The sequence below is a fragment of the Pseudarthrobacter sp. S6 genome (genome assembly GCF_050156575.1).
Taxonomy (GTDB): Bacteria; Actinomycetota; Actinomycetes; order Actinomycetales; family Micrococcaceae; genus Arthrobacter.
Window position 1 is genome coordinate 2,576,405 of sequence record NZ_CP189581.1, and the last position, 24,934, is coordinate 2,601,338.

Below are 24,934 nucleotides of genomic sequence, written 5' to 3' on the forward strand. Positions count from 1 at the left end.
AAGAAGCAGCCCATGACCTCCACCGATCTTTCCCCCCTGCAGCGCCCGTCAGGCGCTTTCGCGATGCTCGCCGTCGACCAGCGCGAGGCGATGCGCAACATGATCGCCGAACACCAGGATGCTCCCGTCACGGACCAGGACCTCCAGGACTTCAAGCTCCAGGCAGCCCGAATTCTCACCCCGTACGCCTCCGGCGTCCTGATCGACCGGCAGTTCGCGCTGGACCAGGCCATTGAGGACGACGTGGTGGACCCCGGCTGCGGGCTCATCGCCTCCGCCGACCACTTTGAATCCGCGCACGGCGAACTGGTGGGCGAGGTCACCATCGACCGGCTGGTGGACCCACACAAATACGCCGCACTGGGCGCCAAGGCCCTCAAGCTGCTGGTGCTGTACCGCCCGGACGAGCCCGCCGACGACCGCGTGGCCATGGTGCGCGAATTCGTGGAGATCTGCCGGTCCGCAGGACTCATCAGCATTATTGAGCCAGTTTCCCGCAAACCGCTGTCCGGCGATGACTTCGACTGGAACGCAGGGATCCTCGCCGCCGCGAAGGAACTCGGCAGCCTCGGCGCGGACCTTTACAAGGCCGAGGTCCCCTTCCATGGCCAAGCCCCCGAAGCCGAGGTGCGCGCAGCCTGCGCCGACCTGACCCGGGCCATCGACGGCCCGTGGGTGGTCCTCTCCTCCGGCGTCCCCGAAGATGTTTTCCCCGACGCGGTCCGATGGGCCTGCCTCGAAGGCGCCAGCGGCTTCCTCTCCGGACGCGCCGTCTGGGCGTCCTGCATTGGTGCCCCCGACGTCGTCGAATCCCTCTCCACGGACGCCGTCCAGCGGCTGCAGCGCCTCTGCGCCGTGGTGGACGACGTGGTCTCGACGCAAAAGACCAGTGCATGAGCAGTCCTGACGCACCAAGCGCTTCCTGGTGACAGCCATTCCGTAGGCAACAAGCAAGGCACAGCAACACACTCAACGAGGAGAATATTGTGAGTCAGATTTCACGCAGGCAGGCAATCGCGATTCTCGGAGCCCTGGGCTTCGGAGCAACCGCGGCAGCGTGCGCCGGGCCGGGCGGCAGCACGGCCCCCGGTGGCGCCACCGGACCGGCGGCCCCCTCCACAGGAGCCGTCACGAGAAAGGTCTCCTTCGCCCACTGGCGCGGCGAGGACAAGGTGGTATTCGATGAATTGATCAAGCGCTTCGCGGCGCTGCACGACGGCGTGGAGGTGGCCCAGGACATCTCCACATCCAACGACTACAACGCCCAGGGCCTTCAGAAGGTCCGCGGCGCAGCCATCGGCGACGCGTTCGCTACCTTCCGTGGTGCCCAGTTCAAGAACTTCACCGAGGCCGGGATCTACACCGAACTCAAAGGCAGCAAGGCCGCCGCCAACTACCAGCCTGGCCTGCTGACCGCCGGGCAGTCCGGTGACAGCCAACTGGGCCTGCCATACCAGGTGGTCTTCCCCATGCCCATGGCCAACGGCGACCTGTTCGATAAGGCCGGCGCGGAGATCGCCCCGAAGGACTGGGACGGCTTCCTGGCCATGTGCGAGAAGCTCGCGGCCTCCGGCGTCATTCCCATCTCCTGGCCGGGCGGCGACGTCGGAAATGGCGGCCAGCTGTTCAACTGCATGATCGCCAACAACGCCCCCGTGGACGACATGTGCGCCCAGATCGAGCAGGGCAAGCTCAAGTGCACCGACGACTGGTTCCTGAGAATGCTGGGCCAGTACAAGGAACTGGTCCCGTACCTGCAGCCCAACGCCACAGGCACGGCCGTGGAGCCGGCGCAGAACCTGTTCTCCCAGGGGAAGGCCGCCATGCTGGCCACTGGTTCGTACCACATCGCCGCCGTCCGCGGCCTAGGCGCGACGTTCCCCATCGAGCTGGTGTTCCCCAACACCTCCGACGGCAGCGGCAAGTTCGAAGGCGCCTACAACGCGACGTTCATCCTGGGCGTCAACTCAGCAAGCAAGAACCAGGCCGCCTCCGCGGCGTGGATCGACTTCCTCTCCGAGCCCGCGAACGCCGGCTACTACGCCAACAAAACAGCCCAGCACGTGGCCGTGAACAACGTGGAATACACCAACCCGGACCTAAAGCGCCTCAGCCCCTGGCTGGACAAAAAGACCGCGCTGGCCGCCCGCTTCCAGTTCCAGAACCTCGATGTCCGCAACGCAGTGGAGGCCAGCGCCACGGCCGTCATCTCGGGCATCAGCCCCGAGCAGGCTGCCGAAGCCGCCCAGAAGATCGTTGACGAACGGCTATGAGCACCCACACCAAAATGGCTGACGAACGGAAGGCACCGGACGGCGGGACTGAAACCGGCGCCGCGAAGGGGCGCCGCCGCTCCCCCACACGGGTGAATCCAGCACTGTACCTCTTCCCGCTTCCCGCCGTCGCCATCATTGCGTTCTTCTTGGTGATGCCCACCTTGCAGGCGTTCCAGTACGCCATCACGGATTGGAACGGCTTCTCGGCGGCGTTCAACTACGTGGGGCTGGACAACTTCGTCCGTGCCTTCACCAACGACTCGCTCTTCACCAACGCGCTGACCAACAACCTGAAGTTTGTGCTGTTGGTGGTGATCGCGCAGACCGCCTTTTCGCTAGTGCTGGCCCTGCTCCTGACGAAGAACTCGCGCGGCAGCATCCTGCTCCGGGCCCTGTTCTTCTTCCCCACCATCCTGTCCTCCGTCTCCGTGGCCTTCATCTGGAAGTTCATCTACGACCCCTACTTCGGCCTCGCCAACGCGGTCCTGGGCGGCGTGGGGCTCGAAGCCCTGCAGGGTTCCTACCTCGGCAACAACGCCCAGGCCCTGTACTGGGTGGCCGTGACGCAGGTGTGGTTCCACTCCGGGCAGATGATGGTGGTCTACATCGCCGGCCTGCAGGCCATCCCGCGGGAACTTTACGAAGCAGCCGAGATGGACGGCGCCAGCAGGTGGCAGCAGTTCAAGTCCATCACCTGGCCGTTCGTCGCCCCGGCAACGTCCATCGTGGTGGCCTACACCACCGTCCAGTCCTTCAAGGCCTTCGACCTGATCCTGGGCATCGCGGGCAACCCGCCCAAGCAGTCCCTGGACATCCTCTCCACCCGCATCTACAGCACCTTTGCCAACTCGGAGTTCGGCTACGCCGCCGCCCAGTCGATCATCTTCATGGCGATGATCGCCCTGGTCACCTGGCTGCAGCGCCGGCTGCTCCGCCTCACCCCGAAGGGGGAATGACAGCATGCTCGCCTCAGTCACCCGCCGCGGAATCCTCGCGATCTACGCGGTCATCATCATCGTTCCGCTGACCGTGGTGGGGTTCGGCAGCTTCAAGTCCACGCAGGAACTGTTCGCCGGACCGTTCAGCCTGCCGCAGTCCCTCTCGCCGGCCAACTACGCCGAGGTGATCGGCGGCCAGGACCTGGGCTCGTCTTTTACCAACAGCGTCATTGTCACCGCCATCTCCGTGCCGCTCACCCTGTTGCTGGCCAGCCTCGCCGGGTACGCCATCTCCCGGCTCAAGGGGTTCATGGCCTGGGCCATCTTCGGCTTCCTCGTTTTGGGCATGGCCATCCCCGCGCAGGCCAACATGGTGCCGCTATACGTCCTGTTCGGCCGGCTCGGGCTGCTGGACAGCCTGGCGGGCCTGATCCTGGCCAACGTGGTGTCCACCCTGCCGATCGCCGTCTTCATCCTCGGCGGGTTCATGCGGACGCTACCCAAGGAACTCTACGAAGCATCCTCGATTGACGGCACCGGCCCGTGGCGGACGTACGTGTCGATCGCACTCCCCCTGTCTGCCCCGTCCGTTGCTGCCGCGGCCATCTTCCTGTTCGTGATCCACTGGAACGAGCTGCTCTACCCGCTGCTGTTCATCCAGTCCCCGGGCAACCGGACCCTGCCGCTGGCACTGCTCAGCTTCCAGGGCGAGTTCCAGACCAACTACCCGCTGCTGTTCGCCGGCGTCATCCTGGCCTCCCTGCCCGTAGTGGTGGCCTACGTCTTCCTGCAGCGCTACTTCGTTGCCGGGATCACCGCCGGAGCAAGCAAAGGATGAGGCACCAGCCATGACTGCTCCGTCGACGCCCTCCTGGACGGAGGACGGCTCCGCCCGTCCGGCGGTGCCGGACCTCCACCAGCCCAACGAAAGGCAACATACGTGAACCTCAAATCAGCCCGACACCTGGTGAACGGATCCTGGCACTCCGCCGGCAGTTCCAAGAACGTAACCGACCCCGGAAACGGCAGCACGGTCGGCGAAGTGGCCTGGGGCACCGCCGACGATGCCACTACGGCCGCTGACGCCGCGGCCGACGCCTTCGGTTCCTGGTCCCGGACCACCGCGCGCAACCGGGCAGACCTGCTCCGGAACGCCGCCGACCTGCTGGCCGAACGCCGCGACGAACTGGCCCACACGCTGGCCCTGGAAGCCGGAAAACGGCTCCCGGAAGCCCAGGGTGAGGTGGACTTCTCGGTGGAGTACTTCCGCTGGTTCGCCGAGGAAGCCCGCCGCTCCACCGGCACCGTCAGCCCACCCGAACTCCACGGCCGGCGCCACCTCAGCCTCCGCAAACCCATCGGCGTGGCACTGAGCCTCACCCCCTGGAACTTTCCCGTATCCATCCAGGCCCGCAAGCTCGCCGCAATGCTGGCCGCAGGCTGCACCGTGGTGGGCCGGGTGTCCGAAAAGGCGCCGCTCGCCGCCACCGGCCTGTTCGAGGTCATGCACGACGCCGGGTTCCCCGCCGGCGTCGTCAACCTGGTTCACGGACCCTCGCGCGAAATCACCGCAACCCTGCTCCAGCACCCCGCCGTGCGGGCCGTCAGCTTCACCGGATCCACCGGCGTGGGCCAGCAGATCATGGCCTCCGCCGCAGAACGCGTGGTCCGTCCGCTGCTTGAACTGGGCGGCAACGCACCGTTCATCGTCTTTGCGGACGCGGACCTGGACGCAGCCGTCGACGGCGCAGTCCTGGGCCGGCTCCGCAACACCGGCCAGTCCTGCGTGGCCGCCAACCGGTTCCTGGTCCAGGACAGCATCGCCGAGGAATTTTCACAGAAACTGGCGGCACGGTTCGACGCCATGAGCATCGGCCACGGCGTTCCCGACGACGGTTCGGACGTCCCGGACCTCGGTCCCATGATCGACGCCGATCGGGTGGCCGCCGTCCAGGCTCTGGTGGACGACGCCCTCGCCCGCGGCGCCCGCCGCGTCACGCAGCGGACCGAGGTTCCGGCGCGCGGCGCGTTCATGGCTCCCACACTGCTCACGGACGTCCCCGACGACGCACCCCTGGTGAGCGAAGAAGTGTTCGGCCCGGCGGCCGGCGTCGTGACCTTCACCTCGGACGAGGACGCCATCCGCAAGGCGAACGCCACCGAGATGGGCCTCGCCGCGTACCTCTGGAGCCGCGATCCCAAGCGCGCCTGGGACATCCCCGAACGCCTGGAAGCCGGCATCGTGGGGGTCAACGATCCCCTTCCCTCCGTGGCCTTCGCTCCCATGGGCGGAGTCAAGCAGTCCGGCCTGGGCCGCGAAGGATCAAGCCTTGGGCTCGAGGAGTTCGAGGAGGTCCAGTACGTGGCCTGGAAGCCGTAAATGCTGACCACCGGATTGGTGCTGGGCGCCATCGTCATGGGAGCCGGGATGCAGCGCATCACCGGCATGGGCTTCGCGCTGGTGGCTGCTCCCTTCCTGGTCCTGCTCCTTGGCCCGGTGGAAGGGGTGGTGCTGGTGAATCTCTGCGGGGCCGTGACGGCGGGAGCCATCATCTTCCGGGTGGCGCGGGACATCGACTGGAAGCGGTACGCGGCGTTGGCCGCGTCGGCGCTGCTGGGGATCATCCCGGCAGCCTTCCTGATCCGGCTCATCCCGCCGGCGGTGCTGGAGATCTCCATCGGTGTGCTCCTCGCCGTTGGGCTCACCATTTTGCTTGGCCTCAAGTCCGCCACGCTCACTCCACGCCGCCGCTACCTTTTCACGGCCGGCGGCCTGAGCGGATTTATGAACACGGCAGCCGGGGTGGGCGGGCCTGCCGTCAGCATGTACTCCATCGCCACCCGGTGGCAGCACAAATCCTTCGCTGCCACCATGCAACCGTACTTTTTCACCATCGGCGTGTTCTCCCTGATCTCCAAAGCTCTCACTGCCCCGGAGACGTTCCCCCCGCTGCCATGGGGAATGTGGGTGGCCGTCGCCATGGCCTGCCTCGCAGGCCTGGTGCTGGGCGACGTCGCTGCCCGGTTCGTCCCGGCCCGGACCGCCCAGGTCCTGCTGATCGTCCTGGCGTACCTCGGAGCGGCTGCCACCACCATCCGCGGCGTGCTCGATGTCGTCGGCTAGCAACCGCTGCGGCGCCCATCCCGCCCACACCGAACCACCAACGAAAGGGCGGCTATGCCAGTCGTTTCTCCGCAAGAAAACCTCCTGCGTGTGTCCACCATAAAGGGCGAGACCGTCTCCCTGACGATTGATGCGGGCGCTCCGGTGACCATCCAGCTCGAAGTAGGAGACCGTTGCAACTGCGGGGGCGCTGCCCGTGGCGCAGGCGCCTACACAGATTCCGACTTCGGCACTCGCTAATCAGGCATCATTCTCAATTGCACCCGCACCATAGAGAGGAAATAACATGACGTGGCTGAACAGTGCCGCTCACGCACGATGGCTCGAGGCCGAAACCGATCGGCTGATCAATTTCGCCGCGGGTTCAAAGGTGCCCACAGGATTCGGCTGGCTCGACAACAACGGCGCGGTGTTTACCGACAAGCCGACCCACCTCTGGATTACTGCGCGTATGATCCATAGTTTCGCCGTCGCTGCCCTCATGGGACGCCCTGGTGCTGCGGCACTCGTGGACCACGGCATCACCGCGCTCAGCGGCGTCTTCCACGATGATGAGTTCGGCGGTTGGTATGCCGAGATAGACGGGAATGGACCGGTAAACGACACCAAGTCCGGCTACCAGCACTCCTTCGTTCTGCTCGCTGCTGCCAGCGCCGTTGCCGCCAAGCGCCCGGGCGCCAGGGAATTGCTCGACGAGGCGCTGCGTATCGCTGACACGAAGTTCTGGGACCACGACGCCGGCATGTGCTTCGACTCCTGGAACCGGGAGTTCACGGAAACCGAAGCGTACCGTGGTGGGAACGCGAGCATGCACTCCGTCGAGGCGTACCTCATCGTCGCCGACGTGACCGGGGAGAACCGCTGGCTCGAACGGGCACTCCATATCGCCGAGGTGCTCATCCACGAATTTGCGCGCAACAACAACTACCGGGTTTTCGAGCACTTCGACCCTGAGTGGAACCCCATGCCCGAGTACAACACCGATGACCGGGCCAGCCAGTTCCGCGCGTACGGCGGAACCCCAGGCCACTGGGTTGAGTGGGCACGCCTGCTCCTGCATGTCCGTGCCGGGCTCGAAGCCCGCGGCATGGAGGTTCCGCCCTGGCTGCTGGAGGATGCACGGGGCTTGTTCGACGCCGCCACTCGCGACGCCTGGGAACCGGACGGTCATCCGGGATTCGTTTACACCGTCGACTGGAACGGCAAGCCGGTTGTCACTACCCGCATCCGCTGGGTTCCCGCCGAGGCAATTGGAGGCGCGGCAGCCCTCTACATCGCCACCGGTGACCAGAAGTACGCGGACTGGTACGAGCGAATCTGGGACCACGCCCGCGATTGGTTCATCGACTACGACCACGGGTCCTGGAAACAGGAACTCGACGAGAACGGCAATGTCACCTCGACCGTGTGGTCCGGCAAGGCGGACATCTATCACCTCTGGCACTGCCTGGTGGTCCCGCGACTTCCACTGGCACCAGGGCTTGCTCCAGCAATCGCTGCCGGCTTGCTGGATGCACGTCTTGCTGCGTCCAGATAACACGAGAAACCTGCGGCCCCTCATTTCGTGGGTCATGCGGAAAGCCGGCATTTAGACACCCAGCAACCCAGAATAGGTGATCATATGAGTCACCTATTCTGGGTTGCACTGACGCCTCCTTCGGGGCACTCTCCGACCCGCCGGCCGGGACCTGCGTGGGAGGAGTTCATCCCGTTCCTGGACTACGACGTGGAAATCCGGCGCGTGATCTGCTCGACCAAGACGATCGAATCTCAACGCCCGCTACCGGCGCGCCGTCAAGCTGCGGGGTCATCCAGGGGGACAATAACGGCTACACCGCCCCGGGACTGGCCGCGCTGTTCCCGTTCACGGCCACCGAGATCGCCGCGGAGCTGGAGCTGCGCAAGATCGCCGCCGAGATCGCACGGGTCCACCGGAACCACGCCACACCTTTACAACGCCGGGCGCCGTCTAGACCGCGGCCTAGGGTGAACCTATGCCACCGACATCATCCCCGGGCCCGATCGACGTGTTCGTCCACAACGCCCCCGCGGCCGACTGGCAGGTATGGGCAGCGTTCGCCCCGCTCATAGCAGCCGTCATTGCGGCCCTCATCGCTTTTTTCACGCTGTGGCAGAGACGCCGGGCTGACAACCGCGCCGAATGGTGGCGCCGCGCGCAATGGGCGTTGGACGCTTCCATGTCGGATGAGCCCAAGCGGGCCGAGATGGGACAGCAGGCCATCAACATCCTGGGCCGAAGCAAACTGGCCACGCCAGAGGACGGAATTCTCCTGAAAATTGGCACCGACGATCCGCTCGAAGCGGCAAACGCCGCCCGCCTTGCAGAAGCCGCCGACGCAGTTGCCGTCTCAGATCACGTCGAGGCTCGCCTGACGAGGCTGGACGACCCGGAAGCAAGGCGCGAGAATGAAGAAGACAACAAATGACGGCGCAAGCAGGTAGGAGGTCGACGATGGCCATGGCACACCCGGGAACCCGTCGCAGGCCCACCCAAACAAGTGTGGAATCAGTCCCGCCGTCCCGCCGTCCTGCATCTGTCAGCCCACAAGACCGAAAAGTTCAGATCGCTGCCGCCAGAGCAAGGATCACCTTGGATAAGCTCACTGGCGACGTGACGCCGGACTGGATCATCGCCTTGTCCAAGGAAAAGCCGGAGTAAGGGCACGAAGCCCCGTATTCGAGCGTACTGAATTTTTCATGATGGTTGGGTTGGGTGTCCGGTCCTGGTTTTGATTCTGGCGGTTGGGCGTTGGGTTCCACGTCTCCGATGGGTGGTTCTGGTCGTTGTTGGGCCTGCAGGTGCCGCTCGCTGCTGGCACCTGGCATCGGCATTCCCGCTTCGGTGCACCCGCGTGGTACACCTGTCCGTCCACCTCCGCGGCGTGGATGAACGACTTAGCGAGCTCGGTGTCGCCAATCATTCCGCTGATGTCCGATTGAGGACGAGGCCGGTGCGCGCCCCGGATCCGGCGGATTGCGCTTCGGGTGGAGTTGCTTCTGCGTGCCGGGCCGGCAGGAGGGGCCCAAAGAAGGCGGCCAGTTCGCTCATCGCCTTCAGCGGCAGGACATTTGCCACGTACTGGTCGGGCCGCACGACGACGACGACGCCGCCGCGGTCCAGACCTCGGAGTTCGAAGATGTCCGCCGCGGGCTCGGTGGCGTAGACCTTCTCATAGTCCGCGAGCCGGAACGGTCCTACCTGCGGCTTGAACACCTTGGGCACGGCTCCGATGTCGACGCTGGAGTGGTCCTGCTGGTAAATCACCTTCAGGTCAAACCACGCGTCACGGTCGGCCCCCGCCGGCGTTGCCGCCAGCGGTGAGTCCGGCGCGTTCGCGATCCATTCGGCGAAGTTCGCGACAGCGGAGCCCGTAGCCTGTTCTCCCGTTTGGGGCGCCGCACGGTCGGCGAAGACGTAGATGCGCCACCGGCCGTCCGCCGTGGCGTGGTGGCCGAGCTGGACCGGGTTGGTGTCGCAGACCCGTACCACGGGCGCGGACTTGAAGCGCTTGCCGATCGTAAACCCGGTGGCCAGGTCCTGGTGTGCGGGCGCGCCGATGATCATGGAGGGTGCGTACTGGGTCATGAATCCGGCGGGGAACTCTGCGGTGCGCACGTAGAAGTCCTCAAGCTCGGAGGGGCTATCGAACTCCTCGGGCTTCTTCGCCATCAGCGTTGACCACTCCTTGTCGAAGGCGATGAGGTCCTTTGCGATGACCTGGCGCTCCGCCGAGTAGGTGGCGAGCAGGCTCTCCGGGCTGCGGCCTTCAAGCACGTGTCCGAGCTTCCAGCCGATGTTAAAGCCGTCCTGCATGGAGACGTTCATCCCCTGGCCGGCCTTGGCGCTGTGCGTGTGGCAGGCGTCTCCCGTGATGAACACCCGCGGGGTGCGGGTGGCCCGCTGCTCCGGGAGAACGTCGTCGAACCTGTCGGTCAGGCGGTGACCGACCTCGTACACGCTATGCCAGGCGACGTTGCGGACGTCGAGTGTGTAGGGGTGGAGGATCGCGTTGGCCTTGCCGATGATCTGGTTGATCGTGGTGTTGCGCACCGCGCCGTTATCATTCTCGTTGACCTCGCCGAGGTCAACGTACATCCGGAACAGATGCCCGCCTTCGCGCGGGATCAGCAGGATGCTGCCGCCGGTACCGGACTGGATCGCGCACTTGGTACGGATGTCAGGGAAGTCCGTGACGGCGACGACGTCCATCACGCCCCAGGCATGGTTGGCTTTGTCGCCGGCGAGCGTGCAGCCGATCGACTCCCGGACCTTACTGCGCGCGCCGTCCGCGCCGACGACGTACTTGGCCCGGACGATTCGCTCCCGGCCAGCGTTGGGGCCCTCCGTATGCACCAGCGTCACGGTCACCGGGTACTCCCCCTCGCCCGCGCTGTCGAGGCTGCGGAATTCCAGGCCATAGTCGGGCGCCATGCGCGTGGGCGAGTTCGCCATGAATTCCGCGAAGTAGTCCAGCACGCGGGCCTGGTTGACGATCAGGTGCGGGAACTCACTGACGCCAGCCGGGTCGTCTGCGGCGCGCGCGGTCCGGATGATGCGCGTGGAATCCAACGGGTCCGGCTTCCAGAACGCCATCTCCGTAATGCGGTACGCCTCGGCGATGATCCGCTCGGCGAAGCCAAAGGCCTGGAAGGTTTCGACGCTGCGGGCCTGGATGCCGTCAGCCTGGCCGATGGCGAGCCTCCCGCCCCGGCGCTCCACAATCCTCGTTGTGACGCCCGGGAACTGGGACAGCTGCGCCGCGGCGAGCATGCCGGCAGGCCCGGACCCCACAATGAGCACGTCTACCTCGTCGGGAAGCTCTGCGGGCCGATTGATGCCGACTCCGGCAGCGGGCTGCACCCGCGGATCTCCGGATACGTATCCATGGTGGTGAAACTGCACGGGCTTTCCTCACTTCACTGTGGGTATTGATCACCAAGCCGGTGTTCTATATGCGAATTAGCGATTCTATATTAGAGACGCTGGGGTTGGTCCAACACTGTACGGCAGTGTGATCCGAACAACAAGAGACTCAATCAGCGGTGATACAGGGGCTTGACGAAGCTCTCTTCGTGGGCAATAGTCATCATATACGATTTCGTACTTCATGAGGAGACAATTTGGAGCAGGTCAACGAGGGCACCGTGGCCGCGGCCCGCAAGGTCATTGCGGTGCACATCAATTACCCCAGCCGCGCTTCCCAGCGCGGGCGTACTCCCGCGCAGCCCTCCTACTTCCTCAAACCGTCGTCGTCCTTGGCGCTCGGCTCGTCGGAGACACCTTCAACAGTGGAGCGGCCTGCGGGCTGCGAGCTGCTGGGCTACGAAGGTGAGATTGCCCTGATCATCGGCAGACCCGCCCGCCGCGTAGGCATCCAGGATGCATGGAGCCACGTTGAATGGGTCACCGCGAGCAACGACCTCGGAGTCTACGACCTGCGTTACGCGGACAAGGGCTCCAACCTCCGGTCCAAGGGCGGCGATGGTTTCACCCCGGTTGGCCCGGGACTGATCGCCGCGGACGCCGTTGACCCCGCAGCTTTGCGGATCCGGACCTGGCACAACGGGGACCTCGTCCAGGACGACACCACCGAAGACCTGCTCTTTCCGTTCGCCCGGCTTGTCGCAGACCTGTCCCAGCTGCTGACCCTCGAGGAGGGCGATATCATCCTCACCGGCACACCTGCCGGCGCTTCGGTAGCAAACCCGGGTGACGTCGTCGAGGTTGAGGTCAGCGCTGGTGTACTGAACACCGGGCGCTTGGTCACCCGGGTGCAGGAAGGCACGACGGCGTTCGCTGACTTTGGTGCCCGGCCCAAGGCTGACGACGCACAGCGGGAGGAGGCGTATGGTTCGCGGGAAGCGGCGGGCCTTCCCGCGGTCGAAAGCGCCGCCGTCGGGCATGTCCTGACCCCGGAACTGAAGGCGAAGCTCGAAAGCGTCTGCACCGCCACGCTCTCTTCCCAGCTGCGCAAGCGCGGCCTGAACAACGTGAGCATCGACGGCCTGCAGGCCACCCGTCCGGAGAAGCGGATCGTGGGCCTGGCCCGGACGCTCCGGTATGTACCCAACCGCGAGGACCTGTTCAAGACCCATGGCGGCGGGTTCAACGCCCAGAAGAAGGCCATCGATTCCGTGAACGAGGGCGAGATCCTGGTCATGGAAGCGCGCGGCGAGAAAGGCACCGGCACTATCGGGGACATCCTGGCCCTGCGCGCCCAGGTCAGGGGTGCTGCGGCGATCATCACCGACGGCGGCGTCCGGGACTTCTCCGCGGTGGCCGCGATGGACATGCCCACGTACTATGCCAATCCGCACCCCGCGGTCCTGGGGCGCCGGCACATCCCGTGGGACACGGACATCACCATCGCCTGCGGCGGCACCACCGTGCAGCCCGGGGACATCATCGTGGCTGACGCCGACGGCATCCTGGTGATCCCGCCGGCCCTCGCCGAAGAGCTCGCCGACGACTCCATCAGCCAGGAACGCGAGGAGACGTTCATCGCGGAAATGGTGGCACAGGGCCACAGCGTGGACGGGCTCTACCCGCTGAACGCGGACTGGCGGGCCAAATATGAAGCATGGGAAGCGGGCCAAGCAAATGACTGAGACCCTGATGGCCACAGGCAGCAAATCGGAGCAGGCCTACGCCGCTGTGAAGGCGCGCATCGTCGAAGGCGCCTACTCCCCCGGTTACCGCCTGGTCCTGGCCGCCATCGCCAAGGATCTGGGCGTCAGCGTGGTCCCGGTCCGGGAGGCGATCCGCCGCCTCGAGGCCGAAGGGCTGGTGACGTTCGAGCGGAACGTCGGAGCCACGGTCTCCGGGATCGACCCGACCGAGTACCTCTACACGATGCAGACCCTGAGCATCGTCGAAGGTGCCGCCACCGCGTTGTCCGCACCGCTGATCGATTCCGTGGCGATCGCCCGCGCCCGGGCCGTGAACGAGGACATGCGCGAATGCCTGGAGCACTTCGACCCCGTCCGCTTCACGCAGCTGAACCAGGACTTCCACAGCATCCTGTTTGAGTACTGCCCCAACCCGCACATCCTGGACCTCGTCCACCGGGGCTGGAACCGGCTCGCCTCCCTCCGGTCCTCGACGTTCCGCTTCGTCCCCGGCCGCGCCCACGAGTCCGTGGACGAGCACGAAGCGCTCCTGAAACTCATCGAGACCGGCGCAGACGCGGACGTGATCGAGAAGTCCGCCCGCCTCCACCGCTCCGCCACCCTGGACGCCTACCTCGCCCAGGCTCAACCCCTCCCACAGAGCAACGCGGGGTCACTTAACGCCCATTAATGGCCCCCGCATGGGCCAGAAGTGACCCCGCGTTGCAAGATCAGTTAGTTAGGAAACAACAATGACGTTCACCGCTCCTGTTACCACCACCCACTACGTTCCGCAGGACCTTCCCACGCACATCCAGCACTACATCAACGGCCAGTTCGTTGACTCCGTGGGTGGCAAGACCTTTGATGTCCTGGACCCGGTTTCCAACACGAACTACGCCACGGCCGCGGCCGGCCAGAAGGAAGACATCGACCTTGCCGTCGCCGCCGCCCGTAAAGCGTTCACCAACGGCCCGTGGCCGAAGATGAAACCGCGCGAACGTGCCCGCGTCCTGAACAGGATTGCCGATGCCGTCGAGGCCCAGGAAGCACGGCTCGCGGAACTCGAGACCTTTGACACCGGCCTGCCCATCACCCAGGCCAAGGGCCAGGCCCTGCGCGCTGCGGAGAACTTCCGGTTCTTCGCCGACCTGATCGTGGCCCAGTTCGACGATGCCATGAAGGTCCCCGGCGCCCAGATCAACTACGTCAACCGCAAACCAATCGGCGTCGCCGGCCTCATCACCCCGTGGAACACCCCGTTCATGCTTGAGTCCTGGAAGCTTGCCCCGGCCCTGGCCACCGGCAACACCGTGGTCCTCAAACCCGCCGAATTCACCCCGCTCTCCGCATCACTCTGGGCACAGATCTTCAAAGACGCCGGCCTGCCGGACGGTGTCTTCAACCTGGTCAACGGCCTGGGCGAGGAAGCCGGCGACGCCCTCGTCAAGCACCCGGACGTCCCGCTGATCTCCTTCACCGGCGAGACCACCACCGGGCAGACGATCTTCAGCAACGCCGCCGCCAACCTCAAGGGCCTGTCCATGGAGCTCGGCGGCAAATCCCCGTGCGTGGTGTTCGGCGACGCCGACCTCGACGCCGCGATCGACTCCGCCCTGTTCGGTGTCTTCTCGCTCAACGGCGAACGCTGCACCGCCGGCTCCCGCATCCTCGTAGAACGCGCCATCTACGACGAGTTCTGCGAAAAGTACGCCGCCCGGGCCAAGAAGATCGTGGTCGGGGATCCGCACGACCCCAAAACCGAAGTCGGCGCCCTGGTCCACCCCGAGCACTACGACAAGGTCGCCTCCTACGTGGAAATCGGCAAGTCCGAAGGCCGGCTCCTCGCCGGCGGCGGACGGCCTGACCACCTCCCCGAAGGCAACTACATCGCACCCACCGTATTCGCCGACGTCGCCCCGGACGCGCGGATCTTCCAGGAGGAGATCTTCGGCCCCGTCGTTGCCATCACCCCCTTCGACTCGGACGAGGAAGCCCTGGCCCTGGCGAACAACACCCGCTACGGGCTGGCCGCCTACATCTGGACCCAGAACCTGACCCGCGCGCACAACTTCTCCCAGAACGTCGAAGCCGGCATGGTCTGGCTCAACAGCCACAACGTCCGGGACCTCCGCACCCCCTTCGGCGGCGTCAAAGCCTCGGGCCTGGGCCACGAAGGCGGCTACCGCTCCATCGACTTCTACACCGACCAGCAAGCCGTGCACATCAGCCTCGGCACGGTCCACACGCCAAAATTCGGCAGCATCGACGACGCCGCGGCAGCCGGCGACAGCTAGTCCCCTCCCCCCTTACCTGCTCAAAGAAGAGAGAACACCATGGCCACCTTCGTTCCCACCCCCACCGTTCCGGCCCCGGACATCGTCCGCTGCGCCTACATGGAAATTGTGGTCACCGACCTCGCTAAATCGCGCGAGTTCTACGTCGACGTCCTCGGCTTGCACGTCACCGAGGAAGATGAAAACAACATCTACCTGCGCCCCCTCGAGGAGTTCATCCACCACAACCTGGTGCTCCGCAAGGGACCCATCGCCGCCGTCGCCGTCTTCGCCTACCGGGTGAAGTCGCCCGCCGAAGTGGACGCCGCCGAGGCCTACTACAAGGAACTCGGGTGCCGGGTTGAGCGCCGCAAGGACGGCTTCACTAAGGGCATCGGTGATTCCGTCCGCGTCGAGGACCCGCTGGGCTTCCCCTACGAATTCTTCTACGACGTGGAGCACGTGGAACGCCTCACCCAGCGCTACGACCTCTACTCCGCCGGTGAACTGGTCCGCCTGGACCACTTCAACCAGGTCACCCCCGACGTGCCCCGCGGGCGTGCCTACCTCGAAGACCTCGGCTTCCGCGTCTCCGAAGACATCAAGGACTCCGACGGCGTCACGTACGCTGCGTGGATGCACCGCAAACAGACCGTCCACGACACCGCCCTGACCGGCGGCAACGGCCCGCGCATGCACCACGTCGCCTTCGCCACCCACGAAAAACACAACATCATCCAGATCTGCGACAAAATGGGCGCCCTGCGCATCAGTGACCGGATCGAACGCGGCCCCGGCCGGCACGGCGTCTCGAACGCCTTCTACCTCTACATCCTGGACCCCGACGGGCACCGCATCGAGATCTACACCCAGGACTACTACACCGGTGATCCTGACAACCCCACCGTCACTTGGGACGTCCACGACAACCAGCGCCGCGACTGGTGGGGCAACCCCGTAGTCCCCTCCTGGTACACCGAGGCTTCCCTGGTCCTGGACCTCGACGGCAACCCCCAGCCCGTCATCGAACGCACCGACGCCTCCGAAATGGCCGTCACCGTCGGCGCCGACGGCTTCTCCTACACCCGTAAGGACGCAGAGAGCGCAGCCGAAGGTTTCAAGCTCGGGGCGCAGCTGTAGCCATGCTAGATGCCCAGACCATTGAGGCCATCGCCGACGAATTGCTGGAGGCTGGCCGGTCCCGCACCCCCGTCCCGCGGCTGACTGCGCGGTATCCAGAGATGACGGTGGAGGATTCCTACGCCGTGCAGCAGTTGTGGCGGCGGCGGAACGAGGAAGCCGGACGCACCCTGGTGGGCCGCAAAATCGGCCTCACGTCCAAGGCCATGCAGGCCGCCACCGGCATCACCGAACCGGACTACGGCGCCATCTTCGATGACATGGTCCTTGACACCGGCAGCTCCGTGGAGTGGGACCAGTACACCCATCCGCGCGTGGAAGTTGAACTCGCGTTTGTCCTCAAGAGCGCACTCAAAGGCCCCGGCTGCACCATCTTCGACGTCCTCAACGCCACCGACTACGTGGTTCCGGCCCTGGAGATCCTGGACTCCCGGATTGAAATGGAGGGCCGGACCATCGTGGACACCATCGCCGACAACGCCGCGATGGGCGCCATGGTGATCGGCGGCAACCCCGTCAAGCCCGACGCCGTCGACCTCCGCTGGGTCGCAGCAATCCTCTACAAAAACCAAACCGTGGAGGAAACAGGCGTGGCTGCCGGCGTTCTGGACCACCCCGCCCACGGGGTGCACTGGCTCGCCAACAAAATCGCTGCCCACGGTGACAGCATGAAAGCCGGGGACATCATCCTCGCCGGCTCCTTCACCCGCCCCATGTGGGTCCACAAAGGCGACACCGTCCACGCCGACTACGGACCACTGGGGGTAGTGACATGCCGCTTCGAATAGAACCCACCTTCCGTCACGCCCTCACCGCGGCGGACCGGCCGCTGGCGGGGATGTGGGTCTGCTCCGGCAGCCCGCTGGTCGCCGAGCTTTGTGCCGGATCCGGCCTGGACTGGCTTCTGGTGGACGCCGAGCACAGCCCCAACGGCCTCGAATCCATCCTCGGCCAGCTCCAGGCCATCCACGGCTACCCGGTCCACACTCTCGTCCGCCCGCCGGTCAACGACACCGTGCTCATCAAGCAGTACCTGGACGTCGGCGTGCAGAACCTGCTGATCCCCATGGTGAACTCTGCGGCCGAAGCGGAAGCGGCAGTGGCCGCCACCCGTTACCCACCCCACGGCGTCCGGGGTGTGGGATCCGCGCTGGCCCGCGCCGCCCGCTGGAACCGGGTCCCGGACTACCTCGTGCGCGCCAGCGAGACCATCAGCGTCACCGTGCAAATTGAATCGACGGCGTCAGTTGAGGCCGTCGAGGAGATCCTCGCGGTGGACGGTGTGGACGCCATCTTCCTGGGACCATCCGACCTCGCCGCCTCCATGGGCCTGCTGGGACAGCAGGAACACGAAGAGGTGCGCGCCGCCGTCGAACACTGCCTCGCTGCAGCCAAGAGGGGCGGCAAACCGGCCGGTGTGAATGCCTTCAACCCCGATACCGCCCGCCACTACCTGGCGGCAGGCGCCGCCTTCATCCTGGTGGGCGCCGACGTCGCCCTGCTGGCACGCGGCTCCGAAGCCCTCGCGGCCGAATTCATCACGCCCGACGGCGACGAAACCCCCGCCAGCTACTGACCACTCCAAAGGACTTATTAGATGACAGCTTCTTCAACCCTCTCTCCCGCTGTGTCACCGGAACGTGAATCCGCGCTGCTCGCCTCCGTGCCCACCGGCCTGCTCATCGGCGGGCAGTGGCGGGACGCGTCCGACGGCGGCACGTTCGATGTCCACAACCCCGCCACCGGGGAGGTGCTCGCCACCCTCGCGTCCGCCACGAGCGACGACGCACTCGCCGCACTCGACGCAGCCGATGCAGCCCAGGCATCCTGGGCGCGCATCGCACCCCGTGAACGCGCCGAGATCCTGCGCCGCGCCTTCGACCTGATCACCGAACGCGCTGAAGACTTCGCGTTGCTCATGACCCTGGAAATGGGCAAGCCACTGGCCGAAGCCCGCGGCGAAGTCACCTACGGCGCCGAATTCCTGCGCTGGTTCTCCGAAGAAGCGGTCCGGGACTACGGCCGCTACCTCACCACCCCCGAGGGCAAAAACAAGATCCTCGTCCAGCACAAACCAGTGGGCCCCTGCCTGCTCATCACGCCCTGGAACTTCCCCCTCGCCATGGCCACCCGCAAAGTCGCCCCCGCCGTCGCCGCCGGCTGCACCATGGTCCTCAAACCCGCCAAACTCACACCTCTGACCGCACAGCTGTTCGCCCAGACCATGCTCGACGCCGGCCTACCCGCAGGTGTCCTAAATGTGGTCTCCTCGTCTTCTGCGGCCGGGATCTCCGGGCCGCTGCTCGCCGACCCGCGGCTCCGCAAAATTTCCTTCACCGGATCCACAGCGGTGGGCAAACGCCTGATGGCCGACGCCGCGCAGAACGTGCTCCGCACGTCCATGGAACTCGGCGGGAACGCCCCGTTCATCGTCTTCGAGGACGCCGACCTGGACAAAGCCGTCGAAGGTGCCATGGCAGCGAAAATGCGGAACATGGGCGAAGCCTGCACCGCCGCCAACCGCTTCCTGGTCCAGGAATCCGTGGCCGCCGAGTTCACGAAAAGGTTCGCCGCCGCCATGGGCGCCCTTACCACCGGCCGGGGCACCGACCCCGCCACCCAAGTCGGACCCCTGATCGACGCCAACGCCCGGAATGACGTGCACGCCCTGGTAAGCGCCGCCGTCGACGCCGGTGCCACTGCCATAACCGGAGGAGCCCCCGTAGACGGGCCCGGCTACTTTTACCAGCCCACCGTCCTGGCCAACGTGCCAAATGACGCGGAGATCCTCCGACAGGAAATCTTCGGCCCCGTCGCCCCGGTCACCACCTTTGCCACCGAGGAAGACGCCATCGGCTTGGCTAACGCCAGCGAATACGGCCTCGCCTCCTACGTCTACAGCCGCGACTTCAACCGTCTCCTCCGGGTAGCCGAACAGATCGAGTTCGGCATGGTCGGCTTCAACGCCGGAGTCATCTCCAACGCGGCCGCGCCCTTCGGCGGAGTCAAGCAATCCGGGCTCGGACGCGAAGGCGGCACCGAAGGCATCGCCGAATACACCACCACCCAATACATCGGAATAGCAGACCCATACACTCGCTGACGACGCCTCTGTGGGCGTCCGTCCCGTTGTCGTTCCTGCGACGACAAGGGTCCTATCGAGTAAAAAGAATCCAGTTGCTGTGCCACGTCCACGACGGCCCCGCGCTTTGCAACAGATCTTGACGGACCGCATCTGCCGCAGATATTGAACCATTTCGGGTCTTGCCACCGCGGCGTGCGGGAGCTGATTGACAGGATCGAAGAAGGGGCCATTCTGCATCATGGACTGTTCGAGGCTCCGAATCTGGCGTCGTACACCACAGGAAGGACAGAGTTGGTAGGCGACGCCGCCCACGCAATGGCGCCCTTCCTTGGACGTGGGGCCTGCGAGGCCATCGTTGACGGAACCACGCTGGGTCGGTCCGCGGCACAGGCCCCCTCCGTTGAGGCAGGACTTGCGGCGTTCGACAAGGAACGCCGGGCACGGACTCAGCGGCTGGTGTTGGCCTCACGCCTGATGGGCCGATTCGCCATGCTGGATGCCGGCTCAGGAATCCGCAACGCCGCGGTTGGTGCCGCCGGCCGGCTGGTGAAGCTCCGGCCACAGCGGGATCCCCCGCTCCCCCGCCGCTAAGGGGCGTCAGTCACGCGAGCGGGTGCCCCAGACAGCCTCGTAAACGGCCCGGAGCTGGGCGATCGTTAAGTCCCGCTGAACTTATCCACGAGTCTGGTCAGTCCGATTCACATGTGCTGTGCTGTTGACAACGAAGCAAGGCGTCAGGAGGCGAGGCGATGGCTTCCATGGATGGAACCGTGGCATTGGTGACAGGCGCGGCCGGCGGTTTGGGGAGCGCTGTGGCTACTGGCCTTGCCCGCGAAGGTGCTGTGGTGGTTGTGGTGGGCGCTCAACAACCCGGGCGGAAGAAGCGATGCAAGGCATCCGCCGGCTCGTTCCTGGTGCCCTGCTTGAGCCGCTGGTTTGTGACCTCTCTGTCCAGTCCTCGATCCATACGGCAGCGGGAGACTTCCTGTCCCGCCATGACAGGGGGTAACGCCGGAACCGGGTCCGGACCTGCCGCATCGCAGCGTGTATCCCGCATCGTTAACATCGCGTCCAGATACGGCAATGCCAAGCTGAACTTCTACGACCTCCAGACAGCGAACGGAACGTACACCTATCTTCGCTCGACGCCGCCCACCATGCTCGCCCGTGTTCTCCTCACCCAGGAGTTCGCTGAGCGACTGCGCGGCTCAGGCGTGGTCGCCAATGCCGTTCATCCGGGACCGGTCAAGAACACTTCGCTCCTGATGGATGTTGGAGGGCCTTTCCGCTGGATCACTAACACCTTTGGCGCACCTGCCGGCAACGCAGCGGATACACCGATCTGGCTCGCCACGTCACTCGAAACAGCGGGAGTCTCCGGACAGCTATGGGCCAAGCGCAAGGAGCTTCCGACGCCCGGCATGGGATCGGACCCCGAAGCCCGGAAGCGCTTGTGGGACGCGTGCGCGCACTTGGCCGGGATGCCATGATGTAGCGCTCCCAGCGGGTTGTACTTCCGACGCTGCGTTGCCCGCCTGCCGGCAGCAGGCGAAATCATCGACTGCTCCTATTACAACCGTTCCGGCGTCGAACGCGCCATGGGATTCTGCACGGAGGATCAAGACCACAGCTTCCTCAGCCAGCCCCGGCCTTCGATCAGGTCCTCACCAACGATGGCATCGACGTCGTGAGCTGAACCTGACAGCCTGATTGGTGCCTCCGCCGCACGCATTTTCGAGAGCGGCCTCAATACAGGAAGATCGGCAGCCAGTCGCGGTTGTGCGCGTGCACCAGCGCGAGGAACAGTACGAAGTCGAAGACCAGGTGCACCGTCACCACATAGGTGAACGACTTGGTCAGCTTGAAGGTGTAGCCCTGCAGCAGCGCGAACGGGAACGTCAGCAGCGGACCCCAGGCCATGTACCCGATCTCCCAAAGGAACGACGAGAAGACCACGGCTTGCAGGATATTGGCGAGCCAGTCCGGAAAGTGCCGCCGCAGCAGGGTGAAGGTGGTGCAGATGAAGAACAGCTCGTCCCAAATTCCGACAGCGTTGACGCCAAGAAACAGCCGCCAGAAAATGGTGGGGTCGGACGCGTCCGGCCAGTTCTGATACACGTCCGTGCGGATCAGGTAGACCGGCAGAATCAAGTAACCGAGGGCCACAACAGCGATCAGATACAGCTTCGCTGACAAAGGCCATTTACGGCCCGTGTTCACCGGAAATTTGATGATCTTCTCGCGGTAGACGAAACGGGACACCAGCCACGGCACCACCACGGCCAGCGCAAGGGCACTACCCATCAGCGTCATGTGCGGGATGCTCAAGTCAGCGTTCAGCGGAACCAGGCTGATGATCACCATTCCCGCCGCAACCAGAGCCAGGTGCCGCACGAATTCGCTGTCGATCAGCGCGGCGGTGACCAGGCTCAACGCGAGCACGCTGTAGCCCACGGGCTCATTCTCGACGCCGAATAACAGCACTCCGGACGCTGAGAGGAGCACCGCAGGGACCAGCTTCCAGCTGAGCACAGTGCGGGGTGGCTGTGTCGAGGCTAAGGTCACCCCACCAGCATGTCAGCGACGGTGAGCACTGGAAAAGATGGCCGCGGCAAGCCTTTGCTTTCCAGGGCTCCGGTCACCGACCATCCGAGGCCTCGAAGGCACTGTTTCCCCTGCACACACGGGGTTTCAGGAGTACGATATGGGCGTTCGCGGGACATGAGTCCGGGGCCATGCTCCTTGGCGTCTTCCAAGTGTCAGTGCTGCACAACATCGTGCATTTGCTGTTCGGTGTGGCTGGCATCGTTATGGCCCGGACAAACCCGATGGCCCGCTGGTTCCTGCTCGGCGGCGGCATCGTGTACCTGTTGCTGTGGATCTACGGCCTGGTCATCGACATGAACGCGGCTGCCAACTTCGTCCCGTTCAACACTGCTGACAACTGGCTGCACCTGGTTCTGGGCCTCGGCATGATCGGCTTGGGCCTCTGGCTCGGCAGGGATGCCATGGCGAAGATGAGGGGAAGCACCCCATAGCGCCACGGTTCGTGGAAAACCGACGATGGCGGCCGTCCCCCGGGCGCGAAATCCTCGGGACGGCCCGCCGTCGCCTCCCTCGGCGTCGGCTGCTGCTGACGCAGCCTTAACACAGCCGAGCAGTACACCGGGTGATCCTGAGGTGACGCAGTGAATGACGCATCGAACAGTGGACGGCCTGAAGGTGAATCCCGCTCCCTCTGGGTCGCCACCGCCGGAACCACCGATTATCCGGTCCAGCGCGGGGATCTGGAGGTGGACGTCGCGGTCATCGGGGCCGGCATCGCTGGGCTGACCGCCGCGTTAGCGCTCAAACGCACCGCCCTGACCGTTGCGGTCATCGAGACCGCACGCGTCGGAACCGGCGTCACCGGCCACACCACGGGCAAGGTCACCTCCCTTCACCGCCTGGCGTACACGGACCTTGCACGCCGACACGGCGACGACACCGCCCGCACCTACGGGCAGGCCAACCAGTCCGCAGTCGAATACGTCGCGCAATTAGTGGCCGAGGAAGCCATCGACTGTGACTTCCGCAGAGTTGCCAACTACACCTACGCCGAAACCGACAACGCGCTCGACCTCGTCCGCGTCGAAGCCAACCTGGCAGCGAGGCTCGGCCTGCCCGCCTCCTTCACCACCGAGGTACCGCTGCCCTTCCCGGTCAAGGGTGCTGTCCGCTTCGACGGACAGGCGCAAATCCATGCCGTGAAATACCTCCAGGGGCTCGCCCGCGTGGTTGATGGTGAAGGCAGCTTCGTGTTCGAGCAGACCCGGGCCCAGCGAATCCACGACGGCTCCCCGGCCGTCGTCGATACCGAACAGGGCACCGTCCGGGCCCGCAACATCATCGTCGCCACGAATGTGCCGTTCGGCGGCCAGGGCCTGTTCTACCTGCGGTGTCATCCGCACCGCTCCTACATTGTCGCCGGACGCGTGGACACCCCACCGCTGGACGCCACGTTCATCAGCGTCGACGAACCGATGCGGTCCATTCTGACCGCGAGCGCCAGTGGCACCAGCTATATGCTTACCGGCGGCGAGGGCCACCGCGTATCGGAGTCCGGCGACACAGCCGCGCGGTACCGCAGACTCGCAGCCTTCGCCCACGACCGCCTCGGCGTGGACAAGGTCGCCTACCGCTGGTCAACACAGGACGGCATGCCGCTCGACGGGCTGCCCTACGCCGGCCTTATGTCCCCCACCGCCAAACATGTGTACGTCATCACCGGTCTGCGCAAATGGGGCTTGTCCAACGGAACCGCGGCCGCGCTCATTCTCGCTGACACCCTCAACGGCCGGGAGAACCCTTGGGCCTCGGTGTTCAACAGCAACCGTATTACCCCGCAGGCCAGCGCGAGACGTTTCATGAAGGAGAACGTCAAGACCGTGGCCGCGGTCCTGGCCGGCAAACTCCGCGGCCGGCCCGGCCACACGGAGCTGTCGCCGGGTGAGGGGAAAGTCATGACCGTCAACGGCGAGAGCACTGCCGTCTACAAAGACGCAGACGGGCAGGTCCACGCCGTCTCCGCCACCTGCACACACCTTGGCTGCACCGTCGGCTTCAACACCGCCGACGCCACCTGGGACTGCCCCTGCCACGGCTCCCGATTCACCCCCGAGGGCACCGTCATCCAGGGGCCGGCCGCCAAGAACCTCCCACCCGCACAGATGCCTTGATCGCACAGAGTCCGAGGAAATGGCATCGCTTCTCGCCTACCTCGCCAGCGACGTCGACGCAATGATCACCGGTGCAAACGTCCTCATCGGAAGCTTCCCGGCACCTGGAGTGTTGTTTGGATAGGGGCAGTTTCGTTGACGAAAGGGTTTCTGCCATGATCCGGATTGCAATTGTGCTGGGGAGCACTAGACCCTCACGGCTGGGGAAGGCGGTGGCTGACTGGGTATACTCGCGGGCCCTGGAACGTACCGACGCGAGCTTCGGTTTCCTGGACGTCGCTGACTTCGATCTCCCCCTGCTGGATGAGCCCAGACCGCCGTCACAGGGCCAATACAGCCACATGCACACAAAGTCCTGGTCCCAGGCTGTGGGCCGCTTTGACGGCTACATCTTTGTCACGGGCGAGTATAACCATTCCATTCCGGCGGCCCTGAAGAACGCCCTCGACTATCTCTACCTGGAGTGGAACAACAAGTCAGCGGCCTTCGTAAGTTATGGCAGTGCCGGTGGCGTCCGGGCTGTGGAACATCTGCGTGCGGTGGCAGGTGAGCTGCAACTGGCCGATGTGCGGGCACAAGTGGCCCTGAACCTGGCAACGGAGTTTGAAAATTACCGTATATTCAAGCCCTCGGAGGCGGCAGAGAAAAGATTGCCGGCGGTGTTCGACCAGGTCATCGCCTGGGCAGGGGCCCTGAAAGTGCTTCGTCCCGTTCCGGTAGTTTCCGCCTCCCCCGCCGTATAAGCGG

General features: G+C 65.1%; 24 protein-coding genes and 2 pseudogenes. 23 read left to right on the forward strand and 3 right to left on the reverse strand.

Features of this window, described 5'->3' with window-relative positions; genetic code table 11:
* Positions 1-12 precede the first annotated feature (12 nt).
* From ACQCS0_RS12285 to ACQCS0_RS12325, 9 genes and pseudogenes are all read left to right on the forward strand, one after another.
* Positions 13-897: an aldolase gene (locus ACQCS0_RS12285; protein ID WP_354154859.1), complete on the forward strand. Its 885-nt coding sequence runs from the start codon at positions 13-15 to the stop codon at positions 895-897.
* A gap of 89 nt (positions 898-986) precedes the next feature.
* On the forward strand, positions 987-2,273 hold the full coding sequence (locus tag ACQCS0_RS12290; protein ID WP_426938459.1) for an ABC transporter substrate-binding protein: 1,287 nt from the start codon (positions 987-989) through the stop codon (positions 2,271-2,273).
* Positions 2,270-3,232, forward strand: a complete 963-nt coding sequence (locus ACQCS0_RS12295; RefSeq protein ID WP_426939784.1) for a carbohydrate ABC transporter permease — start codon at positions 2,270-2,272, stop codon at positions 3,230-3,232. The genes ACQCS0_RS12290 and ACQCS0_RS12295 overlap by 4 nt, the downstream gene beginning before the upstream one ends.
* A 4-nt stretch (positions 3,233-3,236) precedes the next feature.
* Positions 3,237-4,052, forward strand: a complete 816-nt coding sequence (locus tag ACQCS0_RS12300) for a carbohydrate ABC transporter permease (RefSeq protein ID WP_354154862.1) — start codon at positions 3,237-3,239, stop codon at positions 4,050-4,052.
* 102 nt (positions 4,053-4,154) lie between these two features.
* Entirely contained in the window at positions 4,155-5,594 is a 1,440-nt protein-coding gene (locus tag ACQCS0_RS12305; RefSeq protein WP_426938461.1) for an NAD-dependent succinate-semialdehyde dehydrogenase, read from the forward strand.
* Positions 5,595-6,338 carry a sulfite exporter TauE/SafE family protein gene (locus tag ACQCS0_RS12310; RefSeq protein WP_426938462.1) on the forward strand — a complete coding sequence of 248 codons (744 nt, stop codon included), beginning with the start codon at positions 5,595-5,597 and terminating at the stop codon, positions 6,336-6,338.
* Positions 6,339-6,392: 54 nt separating this feature from the next.
* Complete coding sequence (locus tag ACQCS0_RS12315) at positions 6,393-6,578, forward strand: hypothetical protein (protein WP_354154865.1); 186 nt, start codon at positions 6,393-6,395, stop codon at positions 6,576-6,578.
* A 46-nt stretch (positions 6,579-6,624) separates the two neighbouring features.
* Positions 6,625-7,875, forward strand: a complete 1,251-nt coding sequence (locus ACQCS0_RS12320) for an AGE family epimerase/isomerase (RefSeq protein ID WP_426938463.1) — start codon at positions 6,625-6,627, stop codon at positions 7,873-7,875.
* A 153-nt stretch (positions 7,876-8,028) separates the two neighbouring features.
* Positions 8,029-8,149 (forward strand): annotated as a pseudogene (locus ACQCS0_RS12325) (transposase); the annotation flags it as partial.
* Here the strand turns inward: ACQCS0_RS12325 and ACQCS0_RS12330 are convergent.
* Complete coding sequence (locus tag ACQCS0_RS12330; RefSeq protein ID WP_354154942.1) at positions 8,133-8,279, reverse strand: hypothetical protein; 147 nt, start codon at positions 8,277-8,279, stop codon at positions 8,133-8,135. The pseudogene ACQCS0_RS12325 and the gene ACQCS0_RS12330 overlap by 17 nt on opposite strands.
* 53 nt (positions 8,280-8,332) lie before the next feature.
* On the opposite strand from ACQCS0_RS12330, the gene ACQCS0_RS12335 reads away from it, so the two are divergent.
* Positions 8,333-8,785 carry a hypothetical protein gene (locus ACQCS0_RS12335; protein WP_354223972.1) on the forward strand — a complete coding sequence of 151 codons (453 nt, stop codon included), beginning with the start codon at positions 8,333-8,335 and terminating at the stop codon, positions 8,783-8,785.
* Between the two features lie 491 nt (positions 8,786-9,276).
* Here the strand turns inward: ACQCS0_RS12335 and ACQCS0_RS12340 are convergent, their stop codons facing one another.
* The gene (locus tag ACQCS0_RS12340; RefSeq protein WP_426938464.1) at positions 9,277-11,262 is read right to left on the reverse strand and encodes an FAD-binding monooxygenase; all 1,986 of its coding nucleotides are present in this window, start codon (positions 11,260-11,262) and stop codon (positions 9,277-9,279) included.
* Positions 11,263-11,480: 218 nt separating this feature from the next.
* On the opposite strand from ACQCS0_RS12340, the gene ACQCS0_RS12345 reads away from it, so the two are divergent.
* The 10 genes from ACQCS0_RS12345 to ACQCS0_RS12390 all read left to right on the forward strand — a co-directional run bounded on the left by ACQCS0_RS12345 (position 11,481) and on the right by ACQCS0_RS12390 (position 21,160).
* Positions 11,481-12,968, forward strand: coding sequence for a fumarylacetoacetate hydrolase family protein (locus ACQCS0_RS12345; RefSeq protein WP_426938465.1), 1,488 nt, complete (start codon positions 11,481-11,483; stop codon positions 12,966-12,968).
* Positions 12,961-13,659 carry a GntR family transcriptional regulator gene (locus ACQCS0_RS12350; protein ID WP_426938466.1) on the forward strand — a complete coding sequence of 233 codons (699 nt, stop codon included), beginning with the start codon at positions 12,961-12,963 and terminating at the stop codon, positions 13,657-13,659. The genes ACQCS0_RS12345 and ACQCS0_RS12350 overlap by 8 nt, the downstream gene beginning before the upstream one ends.
* 61 nt (positions 13,660-13,720) lie before the next feature.
* The gene (gene hpaE / locus ACQCS0_RS12355) at positions 13,721-15,265 is read left to right on the forward strand and encodes a 5-carboxymethyl-2-hydroxymuconate semialdehyde dehydrogenase (RefSeq protein ID WP_354154871.1); all 1,545 of its coding nucleotides are present in this window, start codon (positions 13,721-13,723) and stop codon (positions 15,263-15,265) included.
* A 39-nt stretch (positions 15,266-15,304) separates the two neighbouring features.
* Positions 15,305-16,384: a 3,4-dihydroxyphenylacetate 2,3-dioxygenase gene (gene hpaD, locus ACQCS0_RS12360; RefSeq protein ID WP_426938467.1), complete on the forward strand. Its 1,080-nt coding sequence runs from the start codon at positions 15,305-15,307 to the stop codon at positions 16,382-16,384.
* Positions 16,385-16,386: 2 nt separating this feature from the next.
* Positions 16,387-17,172 (forward strand): 2-oxo-hept-4-ene-1,7-dioate hydratase, encoded by a 786-nt coding sequence (hpaH, locus tag ACQCS0_RS12365; protein WP_354154873.1) that lies wholly within the window; start codon positions 16,387-16,389, stop codon positions 17,170-17,172.
* Complete coding sequence (locus ACQCS0_RS12370; RefSeq protein ID WP_426938468.1) at positions 17,157-17,960, forward strand: HpcH/HpaI aldolase family protein; 804 nt, start codon at positions 17,157-17,159, stop codon at positions 17,958-17,960. Before hpaH ends, ACQCS0_RS12370 begins: the two co-directional genes overlap by 16 nt.
* A 21-nt stretch (positions 17,961-17,981) precedes the next feature.
* A complete protein-coding gene (locus tag ACQCS0_RS12375) occupies positions 17,982-19,487 on the forward strand; it encodes an NAD-dependent succinate-semialdehyde dehydrogenase (protein WP_426938469.1) in 1,506 nt (501 codons plus the stop codon).
* 174 nt (positions 19,488-19,661) lie between these two features.
* Positions 19,662-20,060 (forward strand): FAD-dependent monooxygenase, encoded by a 399-nt coding sequence (locus ACQCS0_RS12380; protein WP_426938470.1) that lies wholly within the window; start codon positions 19,662-19,664, stop codon positions 20,058-20,060.
* A gap of 404 nt (positions 20,061-20,464) precedes the next feature.
* Positions 20,465-20,959, forward strand: a complete 495-nt coding sequence (locus ACQCS0_RS12385; protein WP_426938471.1) for a hypothetical protein — start codon at positions 20,465-20,467, stop codon at positions 20,957-20,959.
* 18 nt (positions 20,960-20,977) lie between these two features.
* Positions 20,978-21,160 (forward strand): hypothetical protein, encoded by a 183-nt coding sequence (locus ACQCS0_RS12390; protein WP_426938472.1) that lies wholly within the window; start codon positions 20,978-20,980, stop codon positions 21,158-21,160.
* A 55-nt stretch (positions 21,161-21,215) separates the two neighbouring features.
* Here the strand turns inward: ACQCS0_RS12390 and ACQCS0_RS12395 are convergent, their stop codons facing one another.
* Complete coding sequence (locus ACQCS0_RS12395; protein WP_426938473.1) at positions 21,216-22,034, reverse strand: CPBP family intramembrane glutamic endopeptidase; 819 nt, start codon at positions 22,032-22,034, stop codon at positions 21,216-21,218.
* A gap of 146 nt (positions 22,035-22,180) precedes the next feature.
* On the opposite strand from ACQCS0_RS12395, the pseudogene ACQCS0_RS12400 reads away from it, so the two are divergent.
* The 3 genes and pseudogenes from ACQCS0_RS12400 to ACQCS0_RS12410 form a co-directional block, all read left to right on the forward strand.
* Positions 22,181-22,507 (forward strand): annotated as a pseudogene (locus ACQCS0_RS12400) (DUF4383 domain-containing protein); the annotation flags it as partial.
* A gap of 150 nt (positions 22,508-22,657) precedes the next feature.
* A complete protein-coding gene (locus ACQCS0_RS12405) occupies positions 22,658-24,187 on the forward strand; it encodes an FAD-dependent oxidoreductase (RefSeq protein ID WP_426938474.1) in 1,530 nt (509 codons plus the stop codon).
* Positions 24,188-24,342: 155 nt separating this feature from the next.
* Positions 24,343-24,930: an NADPH-dependent FMN reductase gene (locus ACQCS0_RS12410; protein WP_426938475.1), complete on the forward strand. Its 588-nt coding sequence runs from the start codon at positions 24,343-24,345 to the stop codon at positions 24,928-24,930.
* The last annotated feature ends 4 nt before the right edge of the window (positions 24,931-24,934 follow it).